The sequence below is a fragment of the Blastococcus sp. SYSU DS0539 genome, from assembly GCF_054050855.1.
In genome coordinates, this window is sequence record NZ_JBJHAF010000006.1 from 109,421 (window position 1) to 122,390 (window position 12,970).

15 protein-coding genes are annotated in these 12,970 nt (G+C 74.7%); 8 read left to right on the forward strand and 7 right to left on the reverse strand.

Annotation, left to right across the window (positions count from 1 at the left end):
* Nucleotides 1-14: 14 nt before the first annotated feature.
* Together ACI790_RS09655 and ACI790_RS09660 are read left to right on the forward strand one after the other, a co-directional pair.
* Entirely contained in the window at nucleotides 15-185 is a 171-nt protein-coding gene (locus tag ACI790_RS09655) for a hypothetical protein (protein ID WP_456569564.1), read from the forward strand.
* A 39-nt stretch (nucleotides 186-224) separates the two neighbouring features.
* Nucleotides 225-1,196 carry a zinc-binding dehydrogenase gene (locus tag ACI790_RS09660; RefSeq protein ID WP_456569565.1) on the forward strand — a complete coding sequence of 324 codons (972 nt, stop codon included), beginning with the start codon at nucleotides 225-227 and terminating at the stop codon, nucleotides 1,194-1,196.
* A gap of 22 nt (nucleotides 1,197-1,218) precedes the next feature.
* Here ACI790_RS09660 and ACI790_RS09665 read toward each other — a convergent pair whose 3' ends face one another.
* Nucleotides 1,219-2,055 carry an SMP-30/gluconolactonase/LRE family protein gene (locus ACI790_RS09665; protein ID WP_456569566.1) on the reverse strand — a complete coding sequence of 279 codons (837 nt, stop codon included), beginning with the start codon at nucleotides 2,053-2,055 and terminating at the stop codon, nucleotides 1,219-1,221.
* A gap of 22 nt (nucleotides 2,056-2,077) precedes the next feature.
* Nucleotides 2,078-2,692: a peroxidase-related enzyme gene (locus ACI790_RS09670; RefSeq protein WP_456569567.1), complete on the reverse strand. Its 615-nt coding sequence runs from the start codon at nucleotides 2,690-2,692 to the stop codon at nucleotides 2,078-2,080.
* Between the two features lie 148 nt (nucleotides 2,693-2,840).
* On the opposite strand from ACI790_RS09670, the gene ACI790_RS09675 reads away from it, so the two are divergent.
* The 4 genes from ACI790_RS09675 to ACI790_RS09690 are packed head-to-tail and all read left to right on the forward strand — an operon-like array spanning nucleotide 2,841 to nucleotide 5,787.
* A complete protein-coding gene (locus ACI790_RS09675; protein WP_456569568.1) occupies nucleotides 2,841-3,869 on the forward strand; it encodes an asparaginase in 1,029 nt (342 codons plus the stop codon).
* Nucleotides 3,866-4,756, forward strand: a complete 891-nt coding sequence (locus ACI790_RS09680) for a polysaccharide deacetylase family protein (protein ID WP_456569569.1) — start codon at nucleotides 3,866-3,868, stop codon at nucleotides 4,754-4,756. The genes ACI790_RS09675 and ACI790_RS09680 overlap by 4 nt, the downstream gene beginning before the upstream one ends.
* A 16-nt stretch (nucleotides 4,757-4,772) precedes the next feature.
* Nucleotides 4,773-5,267 carry a hypothetical protein gene (locus ACI790_RS09685; RefSeq protein ID WP_456569570.1) on the forward strand — a complete coding sequence of 165 codons (495 nt, stop codon included), beginning with the start codon at nucleotides 4,773-4,775 and terminating at the stop codon, nucleotides 5,265-5,267.
* 10 nt (nucleotides 5,268-5,277) lie between these two features.
* The gene (locus ACI790_RS09690; RefSeq protein WP_456569571.1) at nucleotides 5,278-5,787 is read left to right on the forward strand and encodes a phosphohydrolase; all 510 of its coding nucleotides are present in this window, start codon (nucleotides 5,278-5,280) and stop codon (nucleotides 5,785-5,787) included.
* Nucleotides 5,788-5,826: 39 nt separating this feature from the next.
* On the opposite strand, the gene serA is transcribed toward ACI790_RS09690, so the two are convergent.
* From serA to ACI790_RS09705, 3 genes are all read right to left on the reverse strand, one after another.
* Entirely contained in the window at nucleotides 5,827-7,035 is a 1,209-nt protein-coding gene (gene serA, locus ACI790_RS09695) for a phosphoglycerate dehydrogenase (protein ID WP_456569572.1), read from the reverse strand.
* Between the two features lie 105 nt (nucleotides 7,036-7,140).
* Complete coding sequence (locus ACI790_RS09700; RefSeq protein WP_456569573.1) at nucleotides 7,141-7,965, reverse strand: sulfite exporter TauE/SafE family protein; 825 nt, start codon at nucleotides 7,963-7,965, stop codon at nucleotides 7,141-7,143.
* Between the two features lie 101 nt (nucleotides 7,966-8,066).
* The gene (locus ACI790_RS09705) at nucleotides 8,067-8,837 is read right to left on the reverse strand and encodes an SDR family NAD(P)-dependent oxidoreductase (RefSeq protein ID WP_456569574.1); all 771 of its coding nucleotides are present in this window, start codon (nucleotides 8,835-8,837) and stop codon (nucleotides 8,067-8,069) included.
* 97 nt (nucleotides 8,838-8,934) lie between these two features.
* Here ACI790_RS09705 and ACI790_RS09710 point away from each other — a divergent pair, with 97 nt between their 5' ends.
* On the forward strand, nucleotides 8,935-10,191 hold the full coding sequence (locus tag ACI790_RS09710) for an acyl-CoA dehydrogenase family protein (protein WP_456569575.1): 1,257 nt from the start codon (nucleotides 8,935-8,937) through the stop codon (nucleotides 10,189-10,191).
* On the opposite strand, the gene ACI790_RS09715 is transcribed toward ACI790_RS09710, so the two are convergent.
* Complete coding sequence (locus ACI790_RS09715; protein WP_456569576.1) at nucleotides 10,188-10,979, reverse strand: crotonase/enoyl-CoA hydratase family protein; 792 nt, start codon at nucleotides 10,977-10,979, stop codon at nucleotides 10,188-10,190. The two genes, ACI790_RS09710 and ACI790_RS09715, sit on opposite strands and share 4 nt — an antisense overlap.
* A 100-nt stretch (nucleotides 10,980-11,079) precedes the next feature.
* On the opposite strand from ACI790_RS09715, the gene ACI790_RS09720 reads away from it, so the two are divergent.
* Nucleotides 11,080-11,886: an enoyl-CoA hydratase/isomerase family protein gene (locus tag ACI790_RS09720; protein ID WP_456569577.1), complete on the forward strand. Its 807-nt coding sequence runs from the start codon at nucleotides 11,080-11,082 to the stop codon at nucleotides 11,884-11,886.
* Nucleotides 11,887-11,910: 24 nt separating this feature from the next.
* Here ACI790_RS09720 and ACI790_RS09725 read toward each other — a convergent pair whose 3' ends face one another.
* Nucleotides 11,911-12,933, reverse strand: coding sequence for an LLM class F420-dependent oxidoreductase (locus tag ACI790_RS09725; protein WP_456569578.1), 1,023 nt, complete (start codon nucleotides 12,931-12,933; stop codon nucleotides 11,911-11,913).
* Nucleotides 12,934-12,970 lie beyond the last annotated feature (37 nt).

The window sequence follows — 12,970 nt, forward strand, 5'->3', positions numbered from 1 at the left end:
GGTTGACTGCCCGGATGGTCGAACCACTGCCGGAGCCCGCCCCGGAGATCGATCCGGACCAGCCGATCCCCGACGATCCCGGCGAGCTGCTGCCCGACACCCCCGAGACGCTCCCGCCCCCGCCCATCGAACCCACCCCGGACGATCCCGGCGGCGATCCGGGCGGCGTGCCCGAGCCGGCCTGACCCGGCGCCGGCGCACCGACGAGACAGGAGACGACACGCATGTGGGCCCAGCGGCTGAGCGGACCCTTCAGCTTCGAGCAGGTGGAGATCGACGCGCCGCGCGCCGACCAGCTCGCCGACGGCCAGGTGCTGCTCGCGCCCCGGGCCGGTGGCATCTGCGGCAGCGACCTGCCCTTCTTCAAGGGCGCGCCGTTCCTGCACGCCGCCAGCCGGGGGACCCCGACCTCGCCGGCCCCCGGCTTCCCGCTGCACGAGGTGGTCGGCGAGGTCGTCGGCAGCCGGCACCCGGCCCACGCGGCGGGCGACCTCGTCGTCGGCTGGGCGTCGTCGTTCGACGGGCTGGCCGAGCTGGTGGTGACCGACGGCGAGGGCCTGGCCGGCTACGACACCTCGATGGCGCCGACCACCGCGGTCATGCTGCAGCCGCTGGCCTGCGTGCTCTACGCCGTCGAGCAGCTCGGCGACGTGCGGGACCGGACCGTCGCGGTCATCGGGCAGGGGCCCATCGGGCTGCTGTTCAGCCATGCGCTCAAGCAGCGCGGCGCCCGGCACGTCATCGGGGTGGACCGGGTCGACCGCAGCGGCGCCGCGTCGACCTTCGGCGTGGACGAGACCGTCACCGCGAGCGCCAACCTGTGGGCGGCGACGCTGACCGAGGCCGACCGCCCCTCCGTCGTCGTCGAGGCCGTGGGCCACCAGGTGACGACGCTCCAGGACTGCCTGGAGTGCGCCGCCCCGGGCGGGCAGGTGCTCTATTTCGGCATCCCGGACGACCCGGTCTACCCGTTCGACATGCTGACGTTCCTGCGGAAGAACCTGGTGCTGCGGACGGGGATCACGCTCCAACGGCGCCGGGTGCTCCGGGACGCCGGCAGCTACCTCGCGGAGCACCCGGCCCTGCACGAGGCGTACGTGACCGACGTGCACCCGGTCGGCGACGTGCAGGCCGCGTTCGCCGCCGCCGTCCAGCCCCGGCCCGGCCAGTACAAGATCGCCCTCGACCTGGCCTGACCGCCGTCGGCGCCGCCGGGGCTCAGGCGGCGCCGACGTCCACGGTCGCGACCTCGATCCGGCCCGCACGCGGGCCCGGGCGCCAGCTCGGCGCCGTGCACACGAACAGCGTCCGGCCGTCGTCCCCGCCGAGCGCGCAGGCGTAGGACAGCGACCCGGTGCCCACGGCGACCCGGCCGGTCACCTCCCCGCCGTCCCGGACCCGGAGCACCTCGGGCGTGCGGGCGGTGGCGACCCACACCTGGCCCTCGGCGTCCAGGCAGATCCCGTCGGGGGCGATGCCGGGGAGCTCGGCGAAGACCCGCCGGCCGGAGAGCGCGCCGTCCGTGGCGACGTCGAAGGCGGTGAGCCGGGCCGCGTAGGTCTCGGCGACCACGAGGGTGCGGCCGTCCGGGCTCAGCACCATCCCGTTGGGGAAGACCACGTCCTCGGCGGCCACGGCGACCGAGCCGTCGGGATCCACCCGCAGCAGGGCCGTCGGCTCCGGCGCGGCGCCGGCCTCGAGGTCGAAGCCGAAGCTGCTGACGTAGGCCCGCCCGGCGGCGTCCACCAGCAGGTCGTTGGCCCGGAAGCGGGTCGACCCGGTGAGGTCGCCGTGCAGCCGGGGCCCGCCCTCGCCCACCCGCAGCAGGGCCCGCCGCACCATCGAGACCACCAGCAGGTCGCCGCCGGGCAGCCAGCCCAGCCCGGACGGGCTGTCGTCCAGCTCGAGGGCCACGTCCAGCTCGCCGTCCGGCGTGAGCCGGCGCACCACGCGGTCGTGGAAGTCGGAGAACCACAGCCGCCCCTCGTGCCAGCGGGGGCCTTCCGGGAAGCCGAGGTCGTCGGCGAGGACGGTGGTCGTCGTCAGAGCGGTCACCGGCCGGACGGTAACGCCGGGCTCACCCGGCGGGGGTGTCCCGGGCCGGCTCGGCGGGCCGGGACAGCCGCCCCATCAGGAAGAACTCCGGGTTGGGGGTGATCGCCGCGAAGTGCGCCAGCCGGTTGGACAGGGCGAAGAACGAGGTGATCATCCCGACGTCCCAGACATCGTCCTCGGTGAGGCCGTGCTCGGCCAGCCCGGCCAGGTCCTCCTGGGTGACGGCGGCCGGGTCGGCGGCCAGCCGGGTGGCGACCGCGAGCACCGCGTGCATGCGCGGCGAGAGCGGGGCCTTGCGCCAGTCGACGGCGACGTGGTCGGCGATGTGCGGATCCTTCGTGCGGATGCGCGCGACCGCACCGTGCGCGACGACGCAGTACAGGCAGTCGTTGCCGGCGCTGGTCGCGACCACGATCAGTTCCCGGTCGGCCTTCGACAGCCCCGGGGTCTCCTTGTCCATCAGCGCGTCGTGCATCGCGAAGAACGCCCGGGCCTCGTCCGGCCGCCAGGCCAGCGCGGCGAAGACGTTGGGCAGGAAGCCGGACTTCTCCTGGACCTCCGCGTAGCGCTCGGCGAGGTCGGCCGGCAGCTCGCCCGCCGGCCGGAGGGGGAAGCGGCTGATCGGTGTCTCGGTCACCGCCCCACTCTCGCAGCGGCGCCCCCGGCGCGCACCGTCCCGTCGCGCCCCGACGTGCGGGCACCTCCCGCCCGTGGTGACCTTGACGGCAGGAGCGGCACCCCGCACCGGCCTCGCGCCCGGGGCGCCGGCGGACCGGGGGGGTGGCGTGCGACGGGTCCATCTGGTGGCGACGGGCGGCACCATCGCCAGCCGGCGCAGCCCCGACGGCCTCGCGGCCACGACGCCCGCGGCCGAGCTGCTCGCCGCGGCGGGCTGCCCCGACGGGGTCGAGGTCACGGTCGGCGACCTGACCACCGTCGGCAGCTACGCGCTGTCGGGAGCCGACCTCCGGCAGCTGGTCGCGGAGGTGCGCCGGTGCCTGACCGACGACGTCGACGGCGTCGTCGTCACGCACGGCACCGACACCATGGAGGAGTCGGCGTACCTGGCCGATCTGGTCCACGACGATCCGCGGCCGGTGGTGTTCACCGGTGCCCAGCGCCCGTTCGACTCCCCCGCTCCGGACGGCCCCGGCAACCTGGACGCCGCCCTGCGCGTGGCCGCCGCCCCGGCCGCCCGGGACCTGGGCGTGCTGCTCTGCTTCGACGGGGTGGTCTTCCCCGCCCGCGGGGTGCGCAAGGTCGAGACGCTGCGCAGCGCCGCCTTCGCGGCACCGGGCAGGGGGCCGGTGCTGCAGGTGACCGACGCGTCCGTGGTCCCGCTGGCGCGCCCGGTCCGGCCGGCGCCGCTCCCGCTGGACCTCGACCGGGAGCTGCCGCGGGTGGACGTCGTCGCGTGCTACCTGGGCGCGGACGCCGCGCTGCTGCGCGCCGCGGTCGCGGCCGGCGCCCGGGGCGTGGTGCTCGAGGCGTTCGGCGCGGGCAACGTCCCGCCCGGCATCACGGCGGAGGCCGGCCGGCTCGTCGCCCACGGCATCCCGGTGCTGGTGTGCTCGCGGGTGCCGTCGGGACCGGTGGCCCCCCTCTACGCCGGCGGCGGCGCCGGTCTGGCCCGGGCCGGGGCCCTGTTCGCCGGTGACCTGAGCCCGTGGCAGGGCCGGCTGCTGCTGGCCGCCGCGCTCTCCCTCGACCCCCGGGAGCCGCACCGGCTGCTGGCCGACCGGCTCCCCCTCGGCACCGACCCGTCCACGCCCGAGGCCGCGCGCGGCCGCCCGGAGAGGAACGCACAGGCATGACCAAGGAGATCTACGTGGCCTTCGGCGTCGACATCGACGCGGTGGCCGGCTGGCTCGGCTCCTACGGCGGGGAGGATTCGCCCGACGACATCTCCCGCGGGCTCTTCGCCGGCGAGGTCGGCGTACCGCGCATCCTGGAGCTGTTCCGGCGCTACGGGCTGACCCAGACGTTCTTCTGGCCGGGCCACTCCATCGAGACCTTTCCGGAGCAGTTCGACGCCTGTGTCGCGGCCGGGCACGAGATCGGGGTGCACGGCTACAGCCACGAGAACCCGATCGCGATGAGCCGGGAGCAGGAGCAGGCAGTGCTCGACCGCTGCATCGAGCTCATCGAGCAGCGCACCGGCCGCCGCCCGACCGGCTACGTGGCGCCGTGGTGGGAGTTCAGCCCGGTGACCAACGAACTGCTGCTCGAGCGCGGCATCACCTACGACCACTCGCTGATGCACCGGGACTTCGAGCCGTACTACGTGCGGGTCGGGGACAGCTGGACGAAGATCGACTACTCGTCCTCGGCGGAGAGCTGGATGCAGCCGCTGGTGCGCGGCGAGGAGACCGACCTCGTCGAGATCCCGGCGAACTGGTACCTCGACGACCTGCCGCCGATGATGTTCATCAAGTCCAGCCCCAACAGCCACGGCTTCGTCAGCCCCCGGGAGATCGAACAGTCGTGGCGGGACCAGTTCGATTGGGTCTACCGCGAGCAGGACTACGCCGTCTACACGATGACCATCCACCCCGACGTCGCCGGCCGGCCCCAGGTGCTCCTGGCGCTGGAGCGGCTCATCGAGCACATCAACTCCCACGAGGGCGTCACCTGGGCGACGTTCGACCAGATCGCCCAGGACTTCATGCGCCGCCGTCCCCGGCCCACCGGCGGCGCGTGAGCCCGCGGCGGCGCTGATGTGCGGCGGCTGCGGCAGCGGAGCGGCGGGCGCACCGCCAGAGGACCTGCTCGCCGGCGCCGGGCCGGCCCAGCGGGCCGCCCGTGCGGCGGCGGCGAACCGGCTGCTGGCCGGTCGGCGGGTGCGGGTCACCGCCTGGCGAGGCGGTTACCTGCTGACGGCCGCGACCGGGCGGGCCCGGGTCGCGGCGTCCCTCGCGGAGGTCTGGGACGCCGCCGGCCTCCCGCGCGGGGCACCCGGTGCGGCGCCGGAGTGGGCGTGGGCGGCGCCGCCGACGGGCTGGGACGTCCAGGCCGGGGTGGTCTGGCTCTCCGCGGCGGCTCGGAGCGGCGAGGTGACCGAGGCGGTCCTCCCCGCGGGGGCGGCCGGCCGGGTCGGCGTCCTCGGGCCCGAGCCCGACCGGGCGCTCGCCCGCCTGTTCGCCTTCGCCGGCGGCGGCGGCCGCCGGTCGTCGTCCGTCCCGCCGGACCCGACCGTCCGGCTCGGCGCCTAGCCTCGGCTCCGTGGGTTTCACCGTTCCCGACGCGCACCTGCTCGCGCTCGACGCGCACGACGGGCAGGTCGACGAGCACGGGCACGACCTCTACCTCGCCCACCTGCGGCCCCTCGGCGAGGCGCTGCGCCCGTACGGCCCGGACGCCGAGATGGCCGGCCTGCTCTCGGCCATCGTCGCGAGCACCCGCGACCACCCGGATCCCGGCCGCCGCTACGACCTCGACCGGCTGCGCGGCCTGGGCGTCCCGGAGGTGGTGGTCGAGGCGGTCGACGCGGTCACCCGGCGCCCCGGCGAGCCGTACATGTCCGGGCTGGTCCGGCGGGCTGCCGGCCACCCCCTCGGCCGCCTGGTCATGCTGGTCGGCAACAGCCGCGACCTCGCCGCCGGCGCGGCGCTGGCCGCGACCGATCCGGACAAGGCCCGCACCCTGCGCGAGGGCCGCTACCGCCCGGCGCGCCGGATCCTGCTCGCCGCCGAGGCCGCCGACCGCCGGCACGGGTGCCGCGTCCTCGTCTGACCGTGGGCCCGGCCGCGCCGGTCCGGTTGACCCGGGGGTTCAGCCGGGCAGGACGTCCAGGCGGATGGTCTCGGGCAGCCCGCGCAGCCGGTCGGTCACGTCCGCACCGAGCGTTCCCCGCACGTCGGTGACCGCGTACCCGACCGAGCCGGTCGTGGTGAGCAGCTGCTGCTCGACGTTCAGCCCGCCCTCGGCGAGCACCCCGGCCAGGTGGGCGAGGGCGCCGGGCTGGTTGCGGTGCAGCAGCAGCAGCCGGGTGGCGCCGTCCAGCCGCGGCAGCTGCACCTCCGGGAGGTTCACCGACAGCCCGGTGACCCCGGCGCGCAGGTAGCCGACCAGCTTGCCGGCGACGAAGTCGCCGATGTCCTGCTGCGCCTCCTCGGTGGAGCCGCCGACGTGCGGGGTGAGGATGACGTTGGGCAGCCCGCGCAGCTCCGACTCGAACGGGTCGCCGGGTCCGGCCGGCTCCTTCGGGAAGACGTCGACGGCCGCCCCCGCCAGGTGACCGCTGAGGATGCGCTCCCGCAGGGCCCCGTGGTCGACGAGGAAGCCGCGGGAGAGGTTGAGGAAGATCGCGCCCGGGGGCATCAGCCCGAACTGCGCGTCCCCGAACATGCCGCTGTTGCCGGGGCGCCCGTCGACGTGCAGCGAGACCACGTCGGAGTCGACCAGGAGCTCCTCCAGGGTCGCGCACCGGCGGGCGTTGCCGAGCGCGAGCCGGTCGGCGGTGTCGAAGAAGCGCACGTGCATGCCGAGCGCCTCGGCGAGCACCGAGAGCTGGCTGCCGATCTTGCCGTACCCGACGATGCCCAGCCGCCGGCCGCGGAGCTCGTGGCTGCCCTTGGCCGACTTGCGCCACTGCCCGGCGTGCATGGCGTCGTCCTGGACGGTGAGCCGGCGGGTCAGCGCGATGATCTCGGCGACGGCGAGCTCGACGACGCTGCGGGTGTTGGAGAACGGCGCGTTGAACACCGCGATCCCGCGCTCGGTGGCCGCCTGCAGGTCGATCTGGTTGGTGCCGATGCAGAACGCGCCGATCACCCGGAGGTCGGGGGCCTGGTCGAGCACCTCGGCGGTGACGTGGGTGCCCGAGCGCAGCCCCAGCACCTGCACGCCCGCCAGCCGGGCGGCCAGCTCCGCGCCGTCGAGGGCGCGGGTCTCCCGCTCGACGTCGATGCCGGAAAGGCCGAGCACCTCGGCCGCCACCGGGTGGATGCCCTCGACCAGCAGTGCCTTCAGGTCGTTCACGCGTTCTCCCCTGCTCCTCCGCGCCGACGTCCCGGCGCCCGCCCCGCCGTCCGTCCGGGGCGCCACCAGCATGCCCTTCTCCCCGGCCCGGCGACCGGCCGGGGATCAGTCCAGCAGCGGACGGACGTTCTCCGTCCACACGTCCCAGCCGACCCGACCGATCAGCGCGGTGACCACCACGAGGAAGACCACCCGGATGAAACCGCTCCCGCGGGTGGTCGCCGTCCGCGAACCGACGTAGCCGCCGAGCATGTTCGCCGCGCCCAGGACGAGCCCCAGGCCCCAGAAGACCGCGCCGTGCGGCGCGAAGAACAGCAGCGCCCCCAGGTTCGTGGCGACGTTGACGATCTTGGCCTTGGCGCTGGCGTTGAGGAAGTCGTAGCCCAGCAGCGAGACCATGGCGAACACCAGGAACGACCCCGTCCCCGGGCCGAGGATGCCGTCGTAGAACCCGATCACCGCACCGACTCCCCCGGCGACGACGTGGTGCCGCCGCCCGGTGTGCCGCAGCGCCGTCACCTCGCCCAGGGACGGGCGCAGCACGGTGAACGCGGCGATGGCGATCAGCGCGACCACGATGACCGGCTTGAAGACCGCGGCCGGCAGCGCCGCCGCGACCGACGCCCCGGCGAAGCTCCCGCCGAGCGCGATCGCGGCCATGGGGAGCGCGGTGCGCAGGTCGGGGTGCACCCGGCGGTAGTAGGTGACCGCGCTGGTCGTGGTGCCGAAGATCGAGGCCAGCTTGTTGGTGGCCAGCGCCTGCACCGGGCTCATCCCCGGGACGAGCAGCAGCGCGGGCAGCTGCACCAGCCCGCCGCCGCCGACCACGGCGTCGATCCACCCGGCCGTGAGCGCGGCGAGCAGGAGCAGCAGCAGGATGCCCGGGGTCAGCCCCTCGGGCAGCAGGTCGGCCGGGACGGCGTCCAGCATTCCGGCGACGTCCTCCTCGTCCCCCGCCCCCGGCCGGGCGCGTCACGCCGGAGACGGTAGGGCCCGCCGGTGCCCGGGTGGTGCGCGGGGCCCCTTGGGGATCAGAAGACGGCGTAGCCGCCGTCGACGAGGACCGTGGTGCCGGTCTGGTAGGCCGACGCGTCGCTCGCCAGGTAGACCGCGATGCCGCCGAAGTCCTCGGGGCGGCCCCACCGGCCGGCGGGGATGCGCGGCACGATCTTCTCCGCGAAGGCGGGCGACGCCTGGGCCGCGGCGGTCATGTCCGTGGCGATCCAGCCGGGCAGCACCGCGTTGACGCGGATGCCGTACCGGCCGAGCTCCACCGCCGACGACCGCACCAGCCCGGTGAGGGCGGCCTTGGCCATGCCGTAGGCGTGGTTGCGCGCCGCGCCCTCGACGGCGGCGAGGCTGGCCACGGCGATGATCGAGCCGCCCGGCCGGTCCGCCCCGGCGCCCGCGACCATGACCCGCGCCGACTCGCGCACCGTCCAGAACGCGCCGTCGAGGTTGGTCGCCATCGTCGTCCGGTAGTCGGCTGTGGTGGACTCCACCAGCCGCGTCAGCGGCAGCCCGATCCCGGCGTTGACGACCACGACGTCGAGCCGGCCGAGGGTGCGGACGGCCGCGTCCACGCCCGCGACGACGGCGTCCTCGTCGGACACGTCGACCTGCTGGACGTGCACCGTTCCGCCGGTCGCCCGGATCCCGTCGGCCGCATCCCGCAGCCGCTGCTCGTTGCGCCCCCAGAGCAGCACCTCGGCGCCGGCCTCGGCCAGGCCCCGGGCCATCCCCAGGCCGATGCCCGAGCCGCCTCCGGTCACCAGGGCCGTCCGGCCGCTCAGATCGAACATGGCACCCATTCGTCGTCCTCCTCGCCGCGAAGCCTGGACGCGTCCTCGCCCGCGGCCTAACCTAGCGCTCACTAATCCCCGGGAGAAGGTGGCGACGATGGAGTTCGCACTGTCCGACGAACTGCAGGGCTTCCTGGACGAGCTCGACACGTTCATCGACACGGAGATCGTGCCGCTGGAGCGGGAGCACATCCAGTTCTTCGACCACCGCCGGGAGTGGGCCAGGACCGACTGGGAGGCCGGCGGCACCCCCCGCGACGAGTGGGAGGCCCTGCTCGCCGAGATGAAGCGCCGGGCCGACGCTGCGGGCTTCTTCCGGTACTCCCTCCCCCCGGAGCTCGGCGGGCGGGGGGCGTCGAACCTCGAGATGGCGGTGGTGCGCGAGCACCTCGCCCACCGGGGCCTGGGCCTGCACAACGACCTGCAGAACGAGTCGTCGGTGGTGGCGAACCTGCCCTTCGCCCTGATCGTGCACGAGTTCGGCACGCCGGAGCAGAAGGCGGACCTCATCGAGGGCATGATCACCGGCGAGCGCGGGGTGGCCTTCGCCCTCACCGAGCCCGACCACGGCAGCGACGCCACCTGGATGGAGACCCGCGCGACCCGGAACGGTGACTCCTGGGTCATCAACGGGCGCAAGCGCTGGAACTCCGGCGTCCACCGGGCCACCCACGACGTGGTCTTCGCGCGCACCAGCGGGAAGGACGGCGACGCCCGCGGGATCACCGCGTTCGTCGTCCCGATGGGGACGCCGGGGCTGGAGGTGACCAGCTACGACTGGACCTTCAACATGCCGACCGACCACGCCAACGTGTCGCTGACCGACCTGCGGGTGCCCCACAGCTGCATCCTCGGCACCGAGGACGAGGGGCTCACCATCGCCCAGCACTTCCTGCACGAGAACCGCATCCGCCAGGCGGCCTCCAGCCTCGGCGCGGCGCAGTTCTGCATCGACCGTGCCGTGGCCCGGGCCCGGGAGCGGGTCACCTTCGGTGAACCGCTCGCCCGGCGCCAGGCCGTGCAGTGGCCGCTGGTGGAGCTGCACACCGAGGCCGAGATGGTCCGGGGGCTCGTCCGCAAGGCCGCCTGGACGCTCGACCACGCCGGGGACCCCACCGAGGTCAGCGAGTACGTCTCGATGGCGAACTACCGCGCGAACCGCCTCGTCTGCGACGCGGCGGACCAGGCGATGCAGGTCTTCGGCGGCGAGGGGTACTCCCGCAACCAGCCGTTCGAGCACATCTACCGGCACCACCGCCGGTACCGCATCACCGAGGGCGCCGAGGAGATCCAGATCCGGAAGATCGCCGGCACGCTGTTCGGCTTCATGGGCCGGCGGAAGGTTCGGGCCTAGCTCCTCGGTGAACCGGCGCCCCGCGATGCCGCGAGGCGCCGGTTCACCACCTCCACCTGCTCCGGCGAGCCGATCAGCTCGCCGATCGCGTCCTGCTCGGCCTGCAGCCCCTCGGCCAGGCCGACCCGGCCGGCGAGGTCGATCAGCCGCTTGACGTGCCGGGTAGCGGTGCGGCTGTGCCCGGCGATCTCCCGGGCCAGCGCACCAGCCGCCTCGAGCGGGTCGTCGGCCAGCCGCGTGGCCAGGCCGAGGGAGACCGCCTCGGCGCCGTCCACCCTCCGGCCGGTGAGCGCCAGCTCCTTGGCGACGTCGCGGCCCACGAGCTCCGGCAGCAGCTGGGTGCCCATCATGTCGGGGACCAGCCCCCACTGGACCTCCATCACCGAGAGCTGGGCTTCCGGGGCGACGATCCGGATGTCGGCGCCGAGCGCGATCTGCAGGCCGCCGCCGAAGGCCACGCCGTGCACCGCCGCCACCACGGGCGCCGGCACGAGCGACCACACGTGCACCGCCTGCTGGGCCAGCGCACGCGCCGCTCCGAGCGGCTCCCGGGGCGCCACCGCGCCCACCCGGCGGCCTTCCCCCATGGCGGCGAACTGGGCGAAGTCCAGCCCGGCGCAGAAGGCGCGGCCGTTCCCGGCGAGCACCACGGCGCCCACGTCGTCGCGCGCCATGAGCTCGGTGCCCACGGCCACGAGGTCCTCGAACGTCGCGGGGTCGAGCGCGTTGAGCTTGTCCGGCCGGTCGAGCCGCACGTGCCCGACCCCCTCGACGACATCGAGCGTCACGCGACAGTCCTGGTTGCCCATGGCTGCCTCCGGAGGTCCTTGGCCGCGGGGTCGCGGCTGGTTAGCATGCTAGTGAGCGCTCGGTCAGAATGGGGAGTCCATGTCCACGGTCCGCATCACGACGCCGATGCCCGGCGTCACCACCCTGACGCTGGACCGGCCGGACCGGCTCAACGCCCTGGACGCCGGCCTGGTGGCCGAGCTCTCCGCGGCGCTGGACCGCATCGCGGCGGACCGCGACTGCCGCGTGGTGGTGCTGACCGGCGCCGGCCGGGCGTTCTGCGCCGGGCTGGACCTGGGTGGCTACGACGCCGACGACGAACGCGTCGACCGGCTGGGTGAGGCGCTGGGGACGCTGGACCGCCAGCGCGAGATCGCCCACCTGGCCGAGCAGCTGCACCGGCTGCCCCAGCCGGTCATCGCCGCGGTCAACGGTCCGGCCGCCGGCGGGGGCCTGGCCCTGGTGTGCGCCAGCGACATCCGCCTCGCGGCCGGGTCGGCCGTCTTCGCCGTCGGGTTCATCCGGGCCGGCTACTCCGCCTGCGACATCGGCGTCTCGTGGCTCCTCCCCCGGCTCGTCGGCGCGGGGCGGGCCCACGAGCTGATGCTCACCGGACGCCGCTTCACCGCGGCCGAGGCCCGGGAGATGGGGCTCGTCGTCGCCGTGGTGCCCGACGCCGACCTCGAGGAGCGGGCCCTGGCCACGGCCCGGGAGATCCTGGCCAACCCGCCGGCCTCGGTCGAGCTGACCAAGCAGGGCATGTGGATCTCCCTGGAGACGCCCTCGTTCTCCGCCGCCGTGGAGTTCGAGAACCGGCAGCAGGTCATCACCGCCCTGACCGCCGACGCGCGGGAGGCCACCAGCGCCTTCCTGGCCAAGCGCCCCCCGGTCTACCGGCGGCGGTAGACCGGGGCCCGCCCCGGCGCCGGCTCAGCCGGCGATCTCCGCCATGACCCGTAGCGTCTCCGCGGAGCCGTTCACCAGCACGGTGGTCACCAGCGACGACTCCCAGGCGGCGAACTCCTCGGCGATCTTCTCCCGCGGGCCGACGAGCGCGACCTTCTCCACCATGGCCAGGGGCACGGCCCGCACCGCCTGCTCCTTCTCCCCGCCCAGGTAGAGGTCCTGGATGCGCGCGCATTCCTCCTCGAAGCCCATCCGGGCCAGCACCTCGTAGTGGAAGTTCGCCCCGCGGGCACCCATGCCGCCGATGTAGAGGGCGAGCAGCGGCCGCACCCGGTCGGCGGCGGCCTCGACGTCGTCGTCGATCTCCACGCTGACCATGCAGCTGACCTCGAACTCCTCCGGCGTGCGACGCGCCCCCGGCCGGGCGAAGCCCTCCGCCAGCGACTCCCGGTAGTGCCCGTCGTCGTGCGGCGAGTAGAACAGCGGGATCCACCCGTCGGCGATCTCGGCCGCGAGGGCGACGTTCTTCGGCCCCTCCGCGGCGAGCAGGATCGGGATGTCCGGCCGCACCGGGTGGATCGTCGAGCGCAACGGCTTGCCGAGCCCGGTCCCCCCGGGGAAGGGCACCGGGTAGTGCTCTCCCTCGAAGCGCACGACCTCCCGGCGCATGACCCGGCGGAGGATCTCCACGTACTCCCGGGTCCGCGCCAGGGGCCGCGGGTAGGGCTGGCCGTACCAGCCCTCGACGACCTGGGGACCGGACGCGCCGATGCCCAGCACGAACCGGCCGCCGCTGAGGTGGTCCAGCGTCATCGCGGCCATGGCCGTCGCGGCCGGGGTGCGCGCCGACATCTGCGCGACCGCCGTCCCGAGCCGGAGCCCGGACGTACGGCTGCCCAGCCACGCCAGCGGGGTGAGCGCGTCGGAGCCGTACGCCTCCGCCGTCCAGACCGAGTCGAAACCGAGCTCCTCGGCGACGGCGACCAGCTCCGCCTGGCCCTCGGGTTGCCGGGCGCCCCAGTACCCCAGCGACAGGCCGAGCTTCATCCGATGACCTCCAGGTGCGTGCTGGTGTGGACGGAGG